This window comes from Streptomyces sp. NPDC031340 (genome assembly GCF_055569945.1).
In genome coordinates this window covers 19,964-32,321 of record NZ_JBVIIE010000020.1, presented here as the reverse complement: position 1 = coordinate 32,321, position 12,358 = coordinate 19,964, and the positions used below count along the sequence as shown (strand labels likewise).

The 12,358-nt window shown below is 72.9% G+C and carries 10 protein-coding genes; 7 read left to right on the top strand and 3 right to left on the bottom strand.

What is annotated here, in order from left to right; genetic code table 11:
- Positions 1-6 precede the first annotated feature (6 nt).
- From ACZ5GT_RS17545 to ACZ5GT_RS17530, 4 genes are all read left to right on the top strand, one after another.
- Complete coding sequence (locus ACZ5GT_RS17545; protein ID WP_469023840.1) at positions 7-819, top strand: inositol monophosphatase family protein; 813 nt, start codon at positions 7-9, stop codon at positions 817-819.
- A 396-nt stretch (positions 820-1,215) separates the two neighbouring features.
- Positions 1,216-2,061: an LLM class F420-dependent oxidoreductase gene (locus tag ACZ5GT_RS17540; RefSeq protein WP_469023837.1), complete on the top strand. Its 846-nt coding sequence runs from the start codon at positions 1,216-1,218 to the stop codon at positions 2,059-2,061.
- 59 nt (positions 2,062-2,120) lie between these two features.
- On the top strand, positions 2,121-4,706 hold the full coding sequence (locus ACZ5GT_RS17535) for a bifunctional FO biosynthesis protein CofGH (RefSeq protein ID WP_469023831.1): 2,586 nt from the start codon (positions 2,121-2,123) through the stop codon (positions 4,704-4,706).
- 79 nt (positions 4,707-4,785) lie between these two features.
- A complete protein-coding gene (locus ACZ5GT_RS17530; protein WP_469023826.1) occupies positions 4,786-5,349 on the top strand; it encodes a hypothetical protein in 564 nt (187 codons plus the stop codon).
- Here the strand turns inward: ACZ5GT_RS17530 and ACZ5GT_RS17525 are convergent.
- A complete protein-coding gene (locus ACZ5GT_RS17525; RefSeq protein WP_469023820.1) occupies positions 5,333-5,857 on the bottom strand; it encodes a DUF2165 domain-containing protein in 525 nt (174 codons plus the stop codon). The genes ACZ5GT_RS17530 and ACZ5GT_RS17525 overlap by 17 nt on opposite strands.
- 254 nt (positions 5,858-6,111) lie before the next feature.
- On the opposite strand from ACZ5GT_RS17525, the gene ACZ5GT_RS17520 reads away from it, so the two are divergent.
- Complete coding sequence (locus ACZ5GT_RS17520) at positions 6,112-7,227, top strand: ADP-ribosylglycohydrolase family protein (protein WP_469023815.1); 1,116 nt, start codon at positions 6,112-6,114, stop codon at positions 7,225-7,227.
- Between the two features lie 25 nt (positions 7,228-7,252).
- Here ACZ5GT_RS17520 and ACZ5GT_RS17515 read toward each other — a convergent pair whose 3' ends face one another.
- Together ACZ5GT_RS17515 and ACZ5GT_RS17510 are read right to left on the bottom strand one after the other, a co-directional pair.
- On the bottom strand, positions 7,253-8,833 hold the full coding sequence (locus ACZ5GT_RS17515) for a sodium:solute symporter family protein (protein ID WP_469023811.1): 1,581 nt from the start codon (positions 8,831-8,833) through the stop codon (positions 7,253-7,255).
- 260 nt (positions 8,834-9,093) lie between these two features.
- Entirely contained in the window at positions 9,094-9,879 is a 786-nt protein-coding gene (locus tag ACZ5GT_RS17510; RefSeq protein ID WP_469023808.1) for an SDR family oxidoreductase, read from the bottom strand.
- A 376-nt stretch (positions 9,880-10,255) separates the two neighbouring features.
- On the opposite strand from ACZ5GT_RS17510, the gene ACZ5GT_RS17505 reads away from it, so the two are divergent.
- Together ACZ5GT_RS17505 and ACZ5GT_RS17500 are read left to right on the top strand one after the other, a co-directional pair.
- Positions 10,256-11,587, top strand: coding sequence for an AAA family ATPase (locus ACZ5GT_RS17505; protein WP_469023803.1), 1,332 nt, complete (start codon positions 10,256-10,258; stop codon positions 11,585-11,587).
- The gene (locus ACZ5GT_RS17500) at positions 11,580-12,335 is read left to right on the top strand and encodes a 5-methylcytosine restriction system specificity protein McrC (RefSeq protein WP_469023800.1); all 756 of its coding nucleotides are present in this window, start codon (positions 11,580-11,582) and stop codon (positions 12,333-12,335) included. The genes ACZ5GT_RS17505 and ACZ5GT_RS17500 overlap by 8 nt, the downstream gene beginning before the upstream one ends.
- Positions 12,336-12,358: the final 23 nt, after the last annotated feature.

Sequence of the window (12,358 nt, the reverse complement as noted above, 5' to 3'; positions counted from 1 at the left end):
CCGAAGATGACCTACGAGAACCTGCTCGCGCCCATGGCCGCCGCCGCGCAGGAGGTGGGTGAGCTGCTGTTGGCCACCCCACGCCCGGCGCCCGTTACCTCACTCGACGAACTGGCCTCCACCTATGGGGCGTTGGAGGCGCCGACGGCCGCCGTGATGCGGCGGCACCTGGACGCACTGCGGCCCGGAGTCGCCTGGGCGGACGAACTGGACGGCCTCGCCGTACTGCCCGACGGCGAGCTGTGGGTCGTCGACGTCGTGGACGGCGCGGTGCAGTTCCTGCAGGACCTGCCGCAGTTCTGCGTGAGCCTGGCGCTGGTCCGGGACAGCGAGCCGGTGGCGGCCGCCCTGCACGCGCCGTTGCTGGGAGAGACCTACCTCGCCGCCCTCGGAGCCGGCGCCACCCGCAACGGGCGGCCGATCACGCCGTCGGCCAAGACCGACCCGGCCGTCGCCGTCGTGGCGACCAGCCATCCGCCGTTCATCACCCGGCAGCCCAAGGCCGCCAGGGAGGCCGGACGGTCGCTCGCCGCCGTGCTGCCGTACGTGGGTGCGGTACGCAATCTGGGTCCCACCTCGTGGCAGATCGCCGATACAGCGGCCGGACGCCTCGACGCCTTCTGGCAGTTCGGCCGCGACGCCGCCAATCTCCTGCCGGGCGCGCTGGTGGCCCGCGAGGCGGGTGCCCTGGTCACGGACGCCGAGGGCCGTCCCTGGACTGCGAGTTCCGACAGCTTCCTCACGGCACCGGTGGGACTGCACGCGCGGCTGGTGGAGGCCGTGCGCGGAGACAGCCCGTCGGTCCACGGCCCTCGATGAGGCCTGGCGGACCAGCGGGCGGCATTCCCTGCGGCGCAGGCGGTGGCCGGGCCGGGCGGCGATCGGGGCTCAGCCTGCCGATCCGAGGGCGATTCCCGCGAGGAGGGCGGCCCAGCTCTTGCGGCCTGGACAGGAACGGGGAGTGGCTGCTCGCGAGCCGGTGTACCTCGCCGGAGCGGGTGGCCAGTGCCTCTTGGGCCTGTGGCGGCAGCGCCTGGTCGTGCTCGCAGACGATGTATGTCCACCGCAGGCCGCCCACCTCCGTGACCCGTGACCCGTGACCCGCGACCCGCGACTCGCGACCCGCGACTCGCGACCCGCGCCCCGCGACCCGCGCCCCGCCGAAGCCGACCGGTCGGTATCGACATCCGGGTCGTGCGCCGGTACAGATACCGCATGCGTATCGCCGTCACGATCTTCCTCACCGACGAGACCATCGCCCCCGTCCGGCTCGCCCGCGAGCTCGAGCAGCGCGGGTTCGCCGGGCTGTACCTGCCCGAGCACACCCACATCCCCGTAGAGCGGACCACCCCCTACCCGGCGGGTGGCGAGCTGCCGCCCGAGTACGGCCGCACCCTCGACCCGTTCGTCGCCCTGGGCCAGGCGGCGGCGGTGACCGAGCGCCTGGGCCTGGGCACCGGCATCACGCTGGTCGCCCAGCACGACCCCATCGACCTGGCCAAGCGGATCGCGACCCTGGACCACCTGTCCGGCGGCCGGTTCACCCTCGGTCTCGGCTTCGGCTGGAACGTCGAGGAGGCCGCCGACCACGGGGTGGAGTGGCGTACGCGGCGGGAGCTGGTGCGCGACCGGATGGCCCTGATGCGGGCCCTGTGGGCGCCCGAACCGACCGCGTACGAGGGGGAGTTCGGCAGCGTGCGGGCCTCCTTCGCGTACCCCAAGCCGGTGCGGGAGCCGCGCGGCCCGGTCACCGGCCCGCGTACGCTCGTCGGCGGGGCGGCCGGCCCGAAGCTCTTCGCGCACATCTGCGAGTACGCCGACGGGTGGCTGCCCATCGGCGGGCGCGGCCTGTCCGAGTCACTGCCCGCGCTGCGGTCCGCCTGGGCCGACGCCGGCCGCGACCCGGCCGCCCTCCAGGTCGTCCCGTACGTCGTCCACCCCACCCCGGGCAAGCTCGCGCACTACGCGGACCTCGGCATCGAGGAGGTGGTGGTGCAGCTGCCGCCGGCGGGGGAGGCGGAGGTCCTCCGGGCGCTGGACGGGTACGCGGCGCATTTGTGACCGACGGGTACTGCCCCCGCCCCCGCTGAACAGCGGAGGCCCCTCCGTATCCTCGGGGGATGACGACTTCCGCGACCGGAACCGGCGGCCCCACCGAGAACTCCATGCGGCGCGCCCTGAAACGCGCCCGGGACGGTGTCGCCCTGGACGTCTCCGAGGCGGCCGTGCTGCTCCAGGCCCGCGGCGAGGCCCTCGAGGACCTGGCCGCGTCGGCCGGCCGGGTCCGCGACGCGGGGCTCGAGGCGGCGGGCCGGCCCGGCGTCATCACGTACTCGAAGAGCGTCTTCGTGCCCCTCACCCGGCTGTGCCGGGACAAGTGCCACTACTGCACGTTCGTCACCGTGCCCGGCAAGCTGCGGCGCGCCGGGCACGGGATGTTCATGTCCCCGGACGAGGTGCTCGACGTCGCCCGCAAGGGCGCCGCCCTCGGCTGCAAGGAAGCCCTGATCACCCTCGGCGACAAGCCCGAGGACCGCTGGCCCGAGGCGCGCGAGTGGCTCGACGCGCACGGCTACGACGACACCATCGCCTACGTCCGCGCGATCTCCATCCGCATCCTGGAGGAGACGGGCCTGCTGCCCCACCTCAACCCCGGCGTCATGTCGTGGACCGACCTCCAGCGCCTGAAGCCCGTCGCGCCGAGCATGGGCATGATGCTGGAGACCACGGCGACCCGCCTGTGGTCCGAGCCCGGCGGCCCCCACCACGGCTCCCCGGACAAGGAGCCGGCCGTGCGGCTGCGCGTCCTGGAGGACGCCGGCCGCTCCTCGGTCCCCTTCACCTCCGGCGTCCTCATCGGCATCGGCGAGACGTACGAGGAGCGGGCCGAGTCGCTGTTCGCGCTGCGGAAGGTCTCCCGCGCCTACCACGGCATCCAGGAACTGATCATCCAGAACTTCCGTGCCAAGCCGGACACCGCGATGCGCGGCATGCCCGACGCCGAGCTGGACGAACTGGTCGCCACGGTCGCCGTGGCCCGGCACATCATGGGCCCGGCGGCCTGCCTGCAGGCGCCGCCCAACCTGGTCGACGGCGAGTACGAGCGCCTCATCGCCGCCGGCATCGACGACTGGGGCGGGGTCAGCCCGCTCACCATCGACCACGTCAACCCCGAACGCCCCTGGCCGCAGATCGAGGAGCTGACCCGGCGCTCCGCGGCGGCCGGTTTCGAGCTGCGGGAACGGCTCTGCGTCTACCCGGAGTTCGTGCGGCGCGGCGAGCCCTGGCTGGACCCGCGGCTGCTCCCGCACGTGCGGGCGCTGGCCGACCCGGAGACCGGTCTGGCCCGCCCGGAGGCACTCCCGGCGGGACTGCCGTGGCAGGAGCCGGAGGAGGCGTTCGTCTCCTCCGGGCGCACCGACCTGCACGCGTCCATCGACACCGAGGGCCGCAGCGCCGACCGCCGCGAGGACTTCGACGAGGTGTACGGCGACTGGGGCGCCCTGCGCGAGGCGGCCGCGCCCGGGATGGTGCCGGAGCGCATCGACACCGACGTGCGGGCGGCGCTGGCGACGGCGGCCGACGACCCGACGCGGCTGACGGACACGGAGGCCCTCGCCCTGCTGCACGCGGACGGCCCCGCGCTGGACGCGCTGTGCCGGGTCGCGGACGACGTGCGCGCCTCGGCGGTCGGCGACGAGGTGACGTACATCGTCACCCGCAACATCAACTTCACCAACGTCTGCTACACCGGCTGCCGCTTCTGCGCCTTCGCGCAGCGCCGCACGGACGCCGACGCCTACACGCTCTCCCTCCAGCAGGTCGCGGACCGGGCGCAGCAGGCGTGGGAGGTGGGCGCGGTGGAGGTCTGCATGCAGGGCGGCATCCACCCCGACCTGCCCGGCACCGCGTACTTCGACATCGCGAAGGCGGTCAAGGAACGCGTCCCGGGCATGCACGTGCACGCCTTCTCCCCGATGGAGGTCGTCAACGGAGCGACCCGGACGGGCCTGTCGATCCGCGAGTGGCTCACGGCCGCGAAGGAGGCCGGCCTCGACTCGATCCCCGGCACCGCGGCGGAGATCCTCGACGACGAGGTCCGCTGGGTGCTCACCAAGGGCAAGCTGCCGACGGCGACCTGGATCGAGGTGATCACCACCGCGCACGAGCTGGGCATCCGCTCGTCCTCGACGATGATGTACGGGCACGTGGACCAGCCGCGGCACTGGCTCGGCCACCTGCGCACCCTGGCCGGCATCCAGCAGCGCACCGGCGGCTTCACGGAGTTCGTGACGCTCCCCTTCATCCACACCAACGCGCCGGTGTACCTGGCGGGCATCGCCCGCCCCGGCCCGTCGATGCGGGACAACCGCGCGGTGAACGCCATGGCCCGCCTCCTGCTCCACCCCTGGATCCCCAACATCCAGACCAGCTGGGTGAAGCTCGGCGCCGAGGGCGCGGCGGAGATGCTCCGCTCCGGCGCGAACGACCTGGGCGGCACCCTGATGGAGGAGACCATCTCGCGCATGGCGGGCTCGTCGTACGGCTCCTACAAGTCGGTGCGGGACCTGATCGCGGTGGCGGAGGCGGCGGGCCGCCCGGCCCGTCCCCGCACCACGCTGTACGGGGAGGTCCCGGAGGAGCGGCAGCGGGCGGCCGCCGCCTCGGACGGCCACCTGCCCGAACTGCTGCCGGTGCTGGACTGAACAGCGGGCACCGAAGGGGCCGGTACGATGATCCGACCCTCGTGCGAGGGGGGATCCGTAGCTGAGGAGATGCGTGCCCGTGCCAGCCCCGAAGGTCTGGGTGACCGGTCTGACGGTGGGAGCGATAGCCGTGGTCGCCGCCCTGACCGTACAGGCGGACCGCGGCGCGCATCCGTCGGCCGCGGCGGACGCACGGCCGACCGCCTCGGCGTCGGCCAAGGCGCACCCCACCGCCACCCCGACCGCCTCCGCGGCGCCGACCGCGGTGCCGGACGGCTCCGGCACCGGCCGCCGGATCGTCTACTCCCTCGGCGACAAGCGGGTCTGGCTGGTCGACGCGAGCGACGCGCCGCGCCGCACGTTCGCGGTGTGGCCCGGCACGGTGAGCCCCGAACCCGGCAGCTACACGGTCGGTCTGCGCACCCGGGGCGTCATCACCGGCTCGGACGGCGTGAAGATCGAGCACATCATGTACTTCGCCGTCGAGTCCGGCGTCGACATCGCCTTCTCCAACGCGGTGGACGGTTCCTCGCCGCCGCCCGCGTCGGGCGCGCAGACCGGCGGCATCCGGATGCGCACGGCGGACGGCGCGGCCCTCTGGACGTTCGGCTCGGCGGGCACCAGGGTCACGGTCGTCGAGTAGCCTCCCGGCCGCCGGACGGCAGGTGGATCACCAGCAGCACGACCCCGCTGATCAGGAACACCCGGGTCGCGGCCGTCAGCCCGTTCCAGTCCTCCGACTGCCACATCGCGAACCACTCCCCGCCGACCGCGACGAACCCGGCGCCGAACAGCAGCATCAGCATCAGCAGACCGTAGGTGGAGATCCGCCGCGCACGGTCGTGGTCCCGCCGCGCCCAGAACCACGTGCCGACGATCAGGACCAGCGCGGCGGCGGTCTCCCACACGATGATCGCGACGTACACGGCGTCCTGGACCCCGTGGCCGGTGATCGCCCGCCACATCAGGTCGTCGTCCTTGAACGTGGTGTCCATGGCCAGCACGTGCCGCACGAACTGCCGGTTGGTGCCGAAGTCCGTGATGTTGCCGAACGCGACGAGCGCCGTGCAGAGCGCCACCGTCCCGGTGAGGAGAGCGGCGGTGAGGGTGAGCGCCCGTGCGGCGGGGGTTGCGCTTGCGGTTGCGGACATGCGGGTCTCCTTCCCACCCGCGCCCGCCGTCTCCCGTACACATCGAGCCAGAACGGCGGCGGGCGGCCGTCCCGGCCCGGCTCGGCGTGCACGCGGACGCCGCGCGCCGCGGAAGCACTCCACCAGGGACCGCCCCGGCCGCCCCGGCCGCTCCCGGTACGGCGGTGCGCGGACCGCCGCGCGACCTCAACCGACCGTTCCCGTTCGATTACAGTGACGAGCCGTACGGGCGGGTAACGGGCGGGGAGGTCTTGGTGGGTGCTACAGCCGGCGCCGTCTGGGGCCGTACCGAGCAGCAGGACTTCCGCAGCCGGGTGCGCGGGGCGCTGCTCGGGGTGGCGGTCGGCGACGCGCTGGGCTCGCCCGTCGACCGGCTCGGCATCGAGGAGATCCGTGCGGCGTTCGGGCCGGACGGCCTCTTCGACCTCGCCCCCGGCCACGGGCGGCGCGGCACCGTCACCCACCTCACGCAGCTGACCCTGTTCTCCGTCGACGGGCTGATCCGCGCCCAGGTGCGCCGCGACACCGGCGCCTGGCACCCGCCGACCGACCTGCACCGGGCGTACCTGCGCTGGGCGGCCACCCAGCGCGACTGGGGGCCCGACCTGCGCCGCGCGGAGGACGGCTGGCTGGCGCGGGAGGAGTGGCTGTACGCGCGCCGGGCGCCGACCCGGACGCTGCTGATGGGGCTCGGCGACGACCGGATGGGCACGCTGGAGGCGCCGAAGAACCCGGACTCGCCGGGACCCGAGGCGGCCGCGCGTTCCGCGCCGTTCGGGCTGCTCGTGGGCTGGGAGCCGCAACTGGTCGTGCAGCTCGCCGTGGAGTGCGCCGCGCACACCCACGGCCATCCGACGGCCGTCCTGGCGGCCGGCGCCTACGCCGTGATCGTGCACGGGCTGGCCCGCGGCGACAGCCTCGACGGGGCGGTGCAGCGGGCGCTCGCGCTGCTGTCCGTGCGGCCCGGGCACCAGCCGGTGTCCGACGCGCTGCAGCACGCGCTCGGCGCGGTCCGCCAGGGCATGCCCGCCCCGGCGCGGGTGGCCGAACTGGCCGCGGACGGTACGGCGGAGGGGGTGCTGTCCGCCTCCGTGTACTGCGCGCTGGTCGGGGAGGACGTCCGGCACGGCCTGTGCCTGGCGGTCAACCACGACGGCCCCTCCGGGGCGACCGGCGCCATGACCGGCGGACTGCTGGGCGCCCTGCACGGCGAGACGGCCCTCCCGCCGGCCTGGCTGGCCGAGCTGGAGGGCCGTCCCACGATCCTGGAGCTGGCGGACGACTTCGCCATGGAGATGACCCAGGGCCCCGCCCTGCACGGCCCGGCCGGCTCGTCCCCCGGCTGGCTGGCCCGGTACCCGCGGGCGTAGGCCCGTCAGCCGGGTCCGGCCCCGCTCAGTCCTTCACCGCCGTCCTGCTCACCGCGTCCTCGCCCTCGCCCGCGCCCACCGGCGCCGGTACGGCCGCGGCGGCCGCGTCCCCGTCCGAGTTGACCCGGTCGATGATCGCGAGCCGGGCCGGGGTGTCCTCCGGTTTCAGGTAGCCGATGAGGATGTACAGGACCAGGGAGACCGCGAGCGGGATCGAGACCTGGTACTGGAGCGGCACGCCGCCGTCGACGTTCCAGTTGATCGGGTAGTTGACCAGCCAGAACGCCAGCAGGCCCATCGCCCAGCTGGTGAGCGCGGCGGTCGGCCCGGAGCGCCGGAAGGGCCGCAGCAGGCCGAGCATCATCGGGATGGCCATCGGGCCCATCAGGCCCGCGACCCACTTGATGACGACCGTGATGATGTCCTTGAACGTCGGCGAGTTGACCTGTGTGGCGGCCGCCATCGACAGTCCGAGGAAGACGACCGTGGCCACGCGGGCCGCGATCAGGCCCGACCGCTCGCTCCACTGCCGGGCCCTGGCCGACAGCACGGGCGCGCAGTCCCGGGTGAACACGGCCGCGATCGCGTTGGCGTCGGAGGAGCACATGGCCATGGTGTGCGAGAAGAAGCCGACGATGACCAGGCCCAACAGGCCGTGCGGCAGGAGCTGTTCGGTCATCAGGCCGTAGGAGTCGGAGCCGTCCGGCTTCTGCGCGTGCACCAGCAGCGGCGACATCCACATCGGGAAGAACAGCACGACCGGCCAGACCAGCCACAGCACCGCCGACAGCCGCGCCGACCGCTCGGCCTCGCGTGCGCTGCCCGTCGCCATGTAGCGCTGGGCCTGGTTGAGCATGCCGCCGTTGTACTCGAAGAGCTTGATGAACAGGAAGGCCAGCAGGAACACCGTGCCGTACGGGCCGACCAGCGGCTTCCCGTGCCCGTGCAGGGCGGGTTCGTCCCAGGCGCCGAGGAAGCCGATGCCCTTGTCGTTCAGCTTCAGCACGACCGCGACGAACATCGAGATGCCGGCCAGCAACTGGATGATGAACTGGCCCAGTTCGGTCAGCGCGTCCGCCCACAGGCCGCCGATCGTGCAGTACACGGCGGTGATCGCGCCCGTGATCAGGATGCCCTGGTTCAGGCTGATGCCCGTGAAGACCGACAGCAGCGTAGCGATGGCCGCCCACTTCGCGCCGACGTCCACGATCTTCAGCAGCATCCCGGACCAGGCCAGCGCCTGCTGCGTCTTGAGGTCGTAGCGGTTCTTCAGGTACTCCAGCGGCGAGGCGACGTGCAGCCTTGAGCGCAGCCGGTTGATCCGTGGCGCGAACAGTTTCGAGCCGATGGCGATGCCCAGCGCGATCGGGAAGGACCACGTCACGAAGGACGTCACGCCGTAGGTGTAGGCGATGCCCGCGTAGCCGGTGAACATCACCGCGCTGTAGCCCGACATGTGGTGCGAGATGCCGGACAGCCACCACGGCATCTTCCCGCCCGCGGTGAAGAAGTCGCCGACGCTGTCCACGCGTTTGTGCGACCAGACGCCGATGGCCACCATCACGCCGAAGTAGCCGATGAGCACGGCCCAGTCGAGACTGTTCATGTGCCCCCTTCCAGGGTCCGCCTTGTGAACTCCGCTCAGCTGGTTGGCACTTCGCCTGAGCGGGGTAGGGGCGTGGCAGGCCGCGAGAGGCCGCGAAGTGCCCGCTCATCGTGGGTTCGGTCACGCGGACACGACAAGCGAGCAGCAGGTCAAGAGCAGGCAAAAATGTTCTGCGAGTTGACCTGAGTTCATCTATATGAACGTTGATCTTGGCTGGATCCCGACGGGGGGAGGGTGCTCGGCGCATCGGCTCCCCGGCGTCAGCGCATCAGCTCCCCGGCGTTGACGAGCAGCGACTGCCCGGTGATCGCCCGCGCCCGGTCCGAGGCCAGGAACACCGCCGCGTCCGCCACGTCCCCGTCCGTCGCGAGGTCGGGCAGCGCCGTCCGCTCCGTCAGCCGGGCCAGCACCTCGTCGTCCGGCACCCCTTCGGCCCGCGCCGTCGACCGCACGAACGCCCGCACCGGCGGCCCCCACATCCAGCCCGGCAGCACGGTGTTGACCCGGATCCGGTGCGGGCCGAGCTCGCGGGCCAGCGAGTACATCGCACTCGTCAGCGCCCCCTTCGAGGCCGCGTACGCCGCCTGCCGCACCTGCGTCGGCGCGGCCACCGACGACTGGGTCCCGATGAACACCACCGCGCCGCCGCGCTCCTTCAGGGCCGGCAGACACGCCCGCGTCATCCGCAGCGTCCCCAGCAGGTTCACGTCCAGGACGGCCTGCCAGGCCGCGAAGTCCGCGTCCTCCAGCCCGCCGAAGTGGCGGTCGAGGGCGGCCACATGGATCACCGCGTCGATCCGGCCGAACCGCTCCCGCGCGAGCGCCGCCAGCGCCGCGCACTGCGCCTCGTCGGTGATGTCGGCCGCCCGGTACGCCGTGTGCGTCCCGCCCGGGTCCACGTCCGCGGCGCTCTCGGCGAGGTTCGCCTCGGTGCGCGCGCCGAGCACGGCGTTCCCGCCGTCGCGCACGACCGCCGCCGCGACCTGACGGCCGAGCCCGGCGCCGACTCCCGACACGACGACGGTCTTGCCCGCGAGCAGTGACATCCGGTGCCTCCCGGGTCTGGCGCCTTATCTGACGGAGCGTCAGAGTAGGGGCGTCGGCAGAAGGACGGAAGGGGAGCGCCCATGGCCGAGGACACCCGCAGCGACGTGTACGCGCCTCTCCCCGTCGGCGGGTGTGCGGCGAGTGGCTGACCGGCCACCGCGAACGGCTTCCGGGAGCCCGCCCTCCCTTGACGTGTCAGTGTCGAAGCCCTGCGGCTGCGACTACGCCGGCCGATACACGGCCTGATCCGGGTCCGGCCTCACGATCACACCGTCCTGGGCGAGCTCGCGCAGGTTGCGGCGGGCCTCCTTGGCCGCGGCTTCATGGTCCGTCGGCCGGTACCCGGCGACTCGTAGGGCCAGTACGGCACGTTCGGTGTCCCAGGTGCCGCCCAGCGCCTGGATCACCGCGGCGAGCGCCTGGCCGCGCAGCAGCGGCGGCAGCCTGACGCTGGCCCGGCGGCTGCTGGCGTTCCGGGACCTGGAGGCGGGGGACCGGATCGTGGCCAACCGCGGTATGGACGAGGTCCTCGCCACCGGGACCGTCAGCGGGAGTTACCGCTTCGACGCCGACCGCCCCGAATACCGGCATGTCGTCCCGGTCTCCTGGGACGTCTCCCACACACGGAAGCTGCCGGAGCCCCAGCCCGGCTGGCGGTCCACGTTCGCCAAGGTGCAGCCGACGTTCTTCGCCCGGCTCGCCACCGGCCCAGCCGAGCCCGGCACGGACTCCGAGGAGTCGTACACCGATGGCCCCGGCCCCTTGCCGGAGGATGTCACGGGCGTACTGGATGCGCTGCAGCGCAAGGGCCAGGTGATCCTGCACGGCCCTCCCGGCACCGGCAAGACCCGGCTCGCACTCGGTGCCGCCCTCGCCCTCGCCGGTCGTGCGGACGCGCTCAACTCGACGCCGGACCAGCGAGCCGAGGCTCAGACCGAGATGCTGCGGGACGACGACCGCATCCAGCTGGTGACCTTCCATCCGTCCTACGGTTACGAGGACTTCGTAGAGGGCTTCAAGCCGGACCTGAGTGCCACCGGCCCCGGGCTGACCCTTGCCCTCGCCGACGGCGTGTTCCACACCCTGTGCGCCCAGGCCACCGAACGCCCGGACGAGAAGTTCCTGCTGATCATCGACGAGATCAATCGGGGTGATCTGCCCCGCATCTTCGGTGAGTTGGTCACGCTGCTCGAACTCGACAAGCGCGGACTGCCCCTCGCGCTGTCCGTCAGCAGGCGCACCTTCTCCGTGCCGCCGAACGTGCGGGTCATCGGGACCATGAACACGGCGGACCGCAGTATCAGCCACCTGGACGCCGCCGTACGCCGCCGCTTCGCCTTCCTCCCGGTCGGCCCCGACCCGGACGCCGTCTCCGGCACTGTCGGCCCCCTGGACCTGGCGGAGTTCTTCGAGTCCCTCAACACCCGTATCGCCCGTCACCTCGACGCCGACCACCAGATAGGGCACGCCTACCTGCTGCGGGGCGGTGAACCGATCGCCACCGAGGACGACCTGGCCGCCGCCTTCCACCATGAGGTGATCCCGCTCCTGGAGGACTACTGCCTCGGCCGTGCCGACCTGCTGCACCGCATCCTCGGCAGCCTCGTCGACGCCGACACCGGACGCCCCGCGCTGATGTCGCCCCAGGACCTCGCCGCTGCGCTCGCGACCGAGTTCACCAGCGGCGCACCGGGCCCCGATGCCTGACCGCACCGAAGTCCGGCTCGCGGAGTACGGAGCCGAACTGCTGGGCGCCGACCAGCTCACCCCCCGGGACGTCGAGCGGCTGCGCGCCCTCCAGGCGCGCGGTTGCCTCAGCCTGGACCAGACCCCGGCCGGGTGGCGGCTCAAGGCCGACGCGACCGTCGGGATCGTGAACGCCCGCTACCGCGCAGCACACACCTGGGCCCGCCTGCTGCTACGAGGAGGAGGCGTGACCGATCTCCTCACCGACGACGGCATGACGGCGGACGGCCTGCTGCTGGCCATGCCCGCTCTCTGGGAGGCCGTCGTCCGGCGTCTGGCCATCGAGGCCGCCGCCCCGCACGGCGGACGGGCCGTCCCCAGTAGCGGCGCCACGGGCATCACCGTGCGGGGTGACCACGGCAGTACCTCGGCCTTCCGGCCGGATGTCCTGCTCAGCCTCCCCGGGCCTGACCCGGCCGCGCGCACCCTGCTTCCGGTGGACGCCAAGTACAAGCGCTACGACCGCTACGGCGTCGGTGCCGGAGACATCCACCAACTCCTCACCTACGGCGCCGGCTACACCCCGGGCACCGACCCACGTGCAGTGATCGTCCATCCGTCTCCCGGCGGGCACTCCCGCCGAGTCCTCCAGGTCAGTGGAGTGCGGGGCCTGCTCGGGAGCATCCACGTCCTCGGTGTCGACACGCACGCGTCGCCGCAGCAGGCGGCCGCGTGGGTCAGGTCGGTACTGCCCTGGGCGGACCGCTGATCGCCACCCGCCCACCACACCGG

Bases quoted from the DNA above. Each gene is read 5' to 3' on its own strand.
- ACZ5GT_RS17535 (WP_469023831.1), top strand. From the start codon at position 2,121: ATGACGACTTCCGCGACCGGAACCGGCGGCCCCACCGAGAACTCCATG.
- ACZ5GT_RS17510 (WP_469023808.1), bottom strand. From the start codon at position 9,879: ATGTCACTGCTCGCGGGCAAGACCGTCGTCGTGTCGGGAGTCGGCGCC.
- ACZ5GT_RS17515 (WP_469023811.1), bottom strand. From the start codon at position 8,833: ATGAACAGTCTCGACTGGGCCGTGCTCATCGGCTACTTCGGCGTGATG.
- ACZ5GT_RS17540 (WP_469023837.1), top strand. From the start codon at position 1,216: ATGCGTATCGCCGTCACGATCTTCCTCACCGACGAGACCATCGCCCCC.
- ACZ5GT_RS17525 (WP_469023820.1), bottom strand. From the start codon at position 5,857: ATGTCCGCAACCGCAAGCGCAACCCCCGCCGCACGGGCGCTCACCCTC.
- ACZ5GT_RS17500 (WP_469023800.1), top strand. From the start codon at position 11,580: ATGCCTGACCGCACCGAAGTCCGGCTCGCGGAGTACGGAGCCGAACTG.
- ACZ5GT_RS17545 (WP_469023840.1), top strand. From the start codon at position 7: ATGACCTACGAGAACCTGCTCGCGCCCATGGCCGCCGCCGCGCAGGAG.